Source organism: Streptomyces sp. AK010 (assembly GCF_014207295.1).
GTDB classification, from domain to species: Bacteria; Actinomycetota; Actinomycetes; order Streptomycetales; family Streptomycetaceae; genus Streptomyces; species Streptomyces massasporeus.
Genome location: NZ_JACHCX010000033.1, coordinates 44,675 through 50,914 on the forward strand (window position 1 = coordinate 44,675; position 6,240 = coordinate 50,914).

A 6,240-nucleotide genomic window follows, 5' to 3' on the forward strand; every position below is an offset into this window, starting at 1 on the left:
GTCGCACTGCCAGCCGTCAACCTGACGGCGGCCAGTAGAAATTCCCCACGTACGGCCAGCTCGATTCCCCAATCCGCAGTCACACTCAGTAGCCTCGGTGCTGGCTCGCGGATCTGGCGCATGAGGGGGTTAATGACGTGGTTCGTACCTGGCTGTCGATCCGGGTGGAGTTGGTCTCCGGTCACGGTGCGGACCTGTGGCCGCGTCCCGGCCGGGTGTTCGCCGCTGCTCGGTCGCACTCCTTCGCGCAGCTCGCCTCGGCCATCGATCTCGGCTTCGCACGCTGGGACTTGGCTCACCTGCACCTGTTCACGTTGTCCGACGCCACCCACGTCAGCCCGCTGGACTGGTGGGACGGCGAGGCCCCAGACGGCACCGTGGACGGCCATGTGACCAAGCTGAGCAGGCTGCAAGCCGGCGAACAGTTCGCCTATGTCTTCGACATGGGCGATGACTGGGCGCACCTGTGCACGGTGGCGGAGAAGCGCATTGATCCCCTCGAGGAACTCGGCGAGGTGCCCGACCGCCCGGTTCCCTACTGGGGCTGGGGCAGCCTCCCGGACCAGTACGCGCGCCGTTGGGACGGGGACGATGGGGAGTCCCCGATGCCGAAGCGGCCGCCCCGCGGCCTCAGCGACCTGCCTCCGATCCTGCCAAGGTGGGGCGAACACCGCCGGGGGTGACCTCACGCTGCGTACACGAAGTGGCCGCCAGTGGGGAATTGAAGTAGCCGTGGTGGGGAGACGAAGTGGCCGCGAGTGGGGAAATCCAACTGGCCGCTGACATCAACCCATCGGCGGTCTCAGCAGGTTGACGGCGCTCGTCGTTGTAGGGCGCAGGGCCGGGTGATCGTTCGATTCTGTGCCCGATCCGCAGGGTGTTCGGGATCTTTCGAGGGGACCGGCTGCCGATCTCCCCCTGGGTACGCCAGAGTCCAGTGCAGGTCTCCCCAGTTCGGGCAGGCGTACCAGGAGCTGAGCAGACCCGTCACGGTCAGTTGATCAAGGGTGTTGGGCAGGCGCGCGGGATGGGTTCCGCAGGCGCGTGCCATCTGGCCGGGTTCGGCCAGGCCGGTGCCGGTATCCGGGTCGGCGTTCGCTGTGAGGTAGAGGCTTGCCAGTTGCAGCTGCGGGCCGACCGTTGCCCCGGCTGTCGAGGCCGTGGTGGCGCGTAGTGCCCAGTCTGCGGCCTGCGTTCGGTCGGGGCCGGCAGGGGCCTGGCTGAGCAGTGCTGCGTCGAGCAGTTCGGCGACGAACTCGTTGGCGGCTCTTCCTGCGCCGATCCGTAGCCATCGTGCGTGTTCCAGGTCGCGCCACGGGTCTGGGTTGTCGAGGCGGAGGCTGCGCAGCATGCCTTTGGGCAGCCGCACGCGCATGGTGGTGTTCATGCGTAGCGCGCACTGCAGTGCGAGCAGGCGGGCTGCGGCCGGGGTGCTTTCGGGGAGGGCGGCGGCGAGGTAGCTGAGCATTTCGCGGACTCGGATCCGGGCGCCTGGGCCCTTGGGCTGTCGTCTGCGGCGCCGGGTGGTTGTGGGATGTGGTGCGCGGGCGAGGGCTGTGTCGGGGACGACGGCGGCGTGTGCTGTTGCTGCGGCGCAGGTACTGCAGGCGTCGGCGAGTCGCCAGACTCGTCCGCCGCGTTCGCGGGCGAGGAGGAGGTGGATGGGGCCGGCGCAGCCGCGGTGGCGGGGGTGCCAGCGGCAGCCGCGTTCGTGGCATTGGCAGGTGCGCAGGTGGGGTGGGAGGAGGTCGCCGCGTGCGTGTCGTGCGAGGTGGGCGAGGGCGGCTGAGCGGGCAGAGGCTGCGGTGACCGGTCCACTGCCGTGGGGGCATTGCTGGCATACGAGGACGAGCCCGCTGGGGTGCGAGCGCAGTTCCACGGTCCAGGCGCGTGGTGTCGCTGGGCATGTTGTGCGCAGCCTCATGGGCGCGTGTTCCTCCTGTTGCGTGCGCGCCGGTCCCGTCGGGGCTGGGGCGGCGGCCCACCGTAGTGCAGAGGTCTGCCCTTTCGCTGGCGTCACCACCTGCGAAATTAGGGCAGAGGTCTGCACTGACAGGGCAGGGGTCTGCACCGTCGGATGGACGGGTGACGATCTTGCCGCCCGATCCGGACCTCGACGCGCTGCGGTTGGAACTCGCGCGTCTGCGGGCCGCGCGCGGGTGGAGCTACGACGAGCTCGCCGCCCGCAGCGGCCTGGCCAGACGCACCGTCATCGAGATCGAGCAGGGCCGCACCATCGGCACGCTGAAGACCTGGCACGCCCTCGCCCACGCCCTGGGCACCCCGTTCGACGAACTCTTCGCGACGCTGTGCCGCGGGCATGACCTGCCGGGGCCGAGCGGGGACTGACCCCCGTCCGGGCGGCCGCCCCGGATCACCCAAACCGGCGAGACCGCCTCGAACGAGCGACCGTCCGTTCGCACTCCAGTGGCACCATGTGCGGCTGAGCGGGCGATCCGGCCCTACCGCTGCCGCGGATGCGGCGTGTTGGCTGGCAGGTTCACGCGCATGCGCTCCACACCTCCCGCCTCCCGCCACTGGGACCGCAGCCCTGTCCTCGCCCACCGCGCGCGCCGTTCCCTTCAGGTCACCCCCGACGGCGCCAGCCGGCTGCTGCGCTGTGGACAGAGCGGCCGGTGCCGCGACTGCGGCAACCGGATCGAGTGGTACCACCGCAGCGACCGCCGGCCGGTCCGTCTCCATCCGCAGGAACTGCCGGCCACCCGGGTGCCCGCCGCCTGCCGCTGGCACGTCAGCTCCGGAATCGCCCACCCGGCCGGGGACGGCAGCAGCTGGTGCCGTCTGCCGCACGCCGTCCTCTGTCCCGCCCGCGACACGGCACCGGCTTTCCCTGAACTGGCCGGGCTGCGCCGGTCGCTGGCCGTGCACACACGCCGCATGATCGACGCCGGGGTCTTCACTCCTCCCCCGGCCTTGACGGACAGCTCGGCGCCCCGGCCGCCCGTCTGCCGCCCGGCCCGGCCCATCGTGCAGCTGTTGTATGTCCGCTACCTCGCCTCCCGGCCGGTGGATGAAATCCAGTGTGTCGCCCAGACCCGGCGCCGCCACCGCTGCACCAGCCCGCTGCTTGCCTCCCACGCCCCGGCCGGCACCTGGCGACTGGTCCCCGCCACCGCGGCGGGCGGCCAACTGGCCCTGCCCGCCGAGGTCATGGCCCTCTACGACCTCACCGGCGTCCCCTACGCCGAGCAACTGCGCTGGCGCGCCCAGCGCTGCCCGCAGCACGCCGCCACGCCCACGGCCGCCGACCTGGCGGTGGCCGGCTGGGAGCCCTTCGACCCGCTGCACCACCACGAACACATCCATACCCGCCTGCCCACCCCCGTCCGACGCCCCAGGACTGCAGGCAGTGCAAGGCAGGCGGCCCGGCCGTGATGCCGCACCACGCCATCGAGATCGCCCTGACCAGGCCTGTCACTCCCGGCGAACTCCGGCATGCACACTGCGGCGTGTCCCTGGCCGCGAGTGCGGACCGCACCCGGCTGATGACGGTCTACAGCGCACGCAGTCCCGCCAGTGCCCTGCATGCGCTGCGGCGCCGGCTGGGCACGCGCCTGCCGATCGACGTCCTGACAGCGCACTACCCCGACCGGCACGGCCAGGTCCTGCTCAACGTCGCCCTGGACCACACCGCCGACAGGGCCCTGCGCCAGGCTGCGGCAGTCCTGGGGCAACGCCCCCAGGACCTGCTGCGGCAGCGGGTGACCGCGGCCCTTGCCCGGGAGAAGCAGGAACGCGCCCGGCGCCTGGAGGTTCGGCTCGAGAGGCTGCTCGCCGAGCACACCCCCCAAGACGTCCTGGCCTGTGTGGCCGGCCTCCTGCACCGCCACCAGCACCGACCCACTCGCACAGCGCCATAACTCCTTCTCCTACGCCGCTCACGACGCGGCGGCTGCAGGCCCCCTGATCCTCTTCAATCTTCCGCGGAGCCCTTGTTGCATACGCCCACCGACGAACAGGCCAACGCCGTCGACGCCTTCCGGGCCGGCCACCATCTCGTCCTGCAGGCCGGCGCCGGGACGGGAAAGACCAGCACGCTCAGCCTGCTTGCCGCCAGCACCCTCAGCCGCGGCCGCTACCTCGCCTTCAACAAGGACATCGCGCGCGATGCCACCACCCGCTTCCCCCGCACGGTGGTGTGCAAGACCGCCCACGCCACGGCCTACGCCGCCGTCGGCCACCGCTATGCGAGCCGGCTCAACAGCCCCCGCCAGCCGGCCTGGAAGACCGGCCGGGCACTCGGCATCACCCGCCCGGTCCGCATCGGCGATCACGAAATCAGCCCCCGGACGCTCTCCCACACCGTGCTGCGCACCGTGACCCGCTACTGCTACTCCGCCGACCGCACCCTGACCCGCCACCACGTACCGCACCTGCGCGGCCTGTCCACCTCCGGCGAGCACGCCCAACTCGCCCACGAGGTCCTGCCGTTCGCCCTCAAGGCCTGGGCCGACCTGCACAACCCTGACCGCGGTGCGGTCCGCTTCGAACACGACCACTACCTGAAAATGTGGGCCCTGACCGAGCCGAGAATCGAAGCCGACTTCCTCTTCCTCGACGAAGCCCAGGACACCAACCCGGTCCTTGAGGAGGTCTTCAACGCCCAGCGCCACCACGCCCAGCTCGTCATGGTCGGCGACTCCGCCCAGGCCATCTACGGCTGGCGCGGCGCCCAGGACGTGATGACCGGCTTCGACGCCACGGCTCTCACCCTGACCCGCTCCTTCCGCTTCGGCCCGCTGATCGCCGAAGAGGCCAACCGGTGGCTCACTCTGGCCGACGCCCCCATCCGCCTGACCGGCACGGAGACCATCCCCACCGAAGTCGGCGATCTCGACTGCCCCGATGCGGTGCTGTGCCGCACCAACATCGGCGCCATGGCCGAAGTCATGCGACTGCTGTCGGCCGGCCACCGTGTCGCCCTCACCCGGGGAAAGCAGCAGTTGGCCGCACTGGCTCTCGCCGCCCGCGACCTCAAAGGCGGCCGCCGCACCTCACACCCCGAACTCGTCCTCTTCAACTCCTGGGGCGAACTACAGGACTACGCCGCACACGACCCCGCTGGCCGCGACGTCCAACCCTTCGCCGACCTCATCGACACCCACGGCCCCGACGCCATCCTCGCCGCCGTCGACCAGCTCACCGACGAACAGCAGGCCGACGTGACCGTCTCCACGGCCCACACCGCCAAAGGCCGCGAATGGCCCACCGTCAAAATCGCCGACGACTTCCCCCCGCCCAAGGACACCGACCAACACGACGCCCAAGGCCGCCCCGTTCCGGAACCCGTCAACGACACCGACGCCCGCCTCGCCTACGTCGCCGTCACCCGTGCCCGCCACCAACTCGACCTCGGCGGCCTATCGTGGATCAACACCCACCCCACCGCGCTCAGCGTGGCGTGACCGGCGACGACATCACTCGGCGGGGTCCGAGGGCTGCTCCATTCCGCCCGCCCGGATGCGAGGCCGTTGCCGTGGTCGCAGGGCCGCTACGGTGACAGGGTGACTGTCGCGAACGACTCCCCGGGCGGCGACGCCGGCCAGACCGGCTTCGCTGTCTCTGCTGAACTGTCCACGGCGTTGACTGCTCAAGGGCCCCACGGTGAGCGGGCGTTGAACCTCCTGCGGGATGCGGCGGCGGTCCTGTCCGATCCCGGCCGGTGGCACGCACCGTACGAGGTCTCGCAGTCCTGCTGCCGGGGAGCGATCGACAGCATCCTCAACCTGGCGCCGAGGGACATCGAGGGCATCGAGACAGCGAGGGGCGCGGTCACGGATACCGCCAAGTCCACCGTCGAGGCATGGCGCGCCCACGACCAGGTCTCGGAAGGGCTGTTGGACGAGCTCGCTGCCGCGGTAGATGCGCTGCGGGCAGAGGAGGCCAATCCGGGTGGGCGGCGCATCCGCCAGATCGGGCACCTGGTGCAGGAACTGACGCGCCAGGAGATGGGCCTGGCCGAGGTGGAGGCCGTGCGCAACTCCTGGACCCGTTTCTATCGGGACACTTCTGGTGTCCTGCACGGTTCGGGTGCCACACCGGAGGAGTCCCGCGAGCGGTTCGAGGGGGTGGTGGCCTCCTTCGAGCAGCTCTTCCTGGGGCTGCCCGAGCGTGCCGAACGGTTGCTGTCGGCGTACGGACTTTTCTCCCCAGTTGCGTACGGACGAACGTCCCCAGGTGTCAGGCCACGTCGTTCTCTCGCTCGATGGCCTTGAGGCG

At 70.7% G+C, this 6,240-nt stretch carries 7 protein-coding genes; 6 read left to right on the top strand and 1 reads right to left on the bottom strand.

Features of this window, described 5'->3' with window-relative positions; all coding sequences use genetic code 11:
- The first annotated feature begins 137 nt into the window (after positions 1-137).
- Positions 138-683 carry an IS1096 element passenger TnpR family protein gene (locus HDC93_RS35735; protein ID WP_185014974.1) on the top strand — a complete coding sequence of 182 codons (546 nt, stop codon included), beginning with the start codon at positions 138-140 and terminating at the stop codon, positions 681-683.
- Between the two features lie 119 nt (positions 684-802).
- On the opposite strand, the gene HDC93_RS39070 is transcribed toward HDC93_RS35735, so the two are convergent.
- Complete coding sequence (locus tag HDC93_RS39070) at positions 803-1,468, bottom strand: hypothetical protein (RefSeq protein ID WP_260419961.1); 666 nt, start codon at positions 1,466-1,468, stop codon at positions 803-805.
- Positions 1,469-2,085: 617 nt separating this feature from the next.
- On the opposite strand from HDC93_RS39070, the gene HDC93_RS35745 reads away from it, so the two are divergent.
- The 5 genes from HDC93_RS35745 to HDC93_RS35765 all read left to right on the top strand — a co-directional run bounded on the left by HDC93_RS35745 (position 2,086) and on the right by HDC93_RS35765 (position 6,236).
- The gene (locus HDC93_RS35745) at positions 2,086-2,349 is read left to right on the top strand and encodes a helix-turn-helix transcriptional regulator (RefSeq protein ID WP_185014975.1); all 264 of its coding nucleotides are present in this window, start codon (positions 2,086-2,088) and stop codon (positions 2,347-2,349) included.
- A 159-nt stretch (positions 2,350-2,508) separates the two neighbouring features.
- Positions 2,509-3,396: a DUF6083 domain-containing protein gene (locus tag HDC93_RS35750; RefSeq protein WP_185014976.1), complete on the top strand. Its 888-nt coding sequence runs from the start codon at positions 2,509-2,511 to the stop codon at positions 3,394-3,396.
- Positions 3,396-3,881, top strand: a complete 486-nt coding sequence (locus tag HDC93_RS35755) for a hypothetical protein (protein ID WP_185014977.1) — start codon at positions 3,396-3,398, stop codon at positions 3,879-3,881. The genes HDC93_RS35750 and HDC93_RS35755 overlap by 1 nt, the downstream gene beginning before the upstream one ends.
- A 75-nt stretch (positions 3,882-3,956) precedes the next feature.
- The gene (locus HDC93_RS35760) at positions 3,957-5,426 is read left to right on the top strand and encodes a UvrD-helicase domain-containing protein (RefSeq protein ID WP_185014978.1); all 1,470 of its coding nucleotides are present in this window, start codon (positions 3,957-3,959) and stop codon (positions 5,424-5,426) included.
- 99 nt (positions 5,427-5,525) lie between these two features.
- The gene (locus HDC93_RS35765) at positions 5,526-6,236 is read left to right on the top strand and encodes a hypothetical protein (RefSeq protein WP_185014979.1); all 711 of its coding nucleotides are present in this window, start codon (positions 5,526-5,528) and stop codon (positions 6,234-6,236) included.
- Positions 6,237-6,240 lie beyond the last annotated feature (4 nt).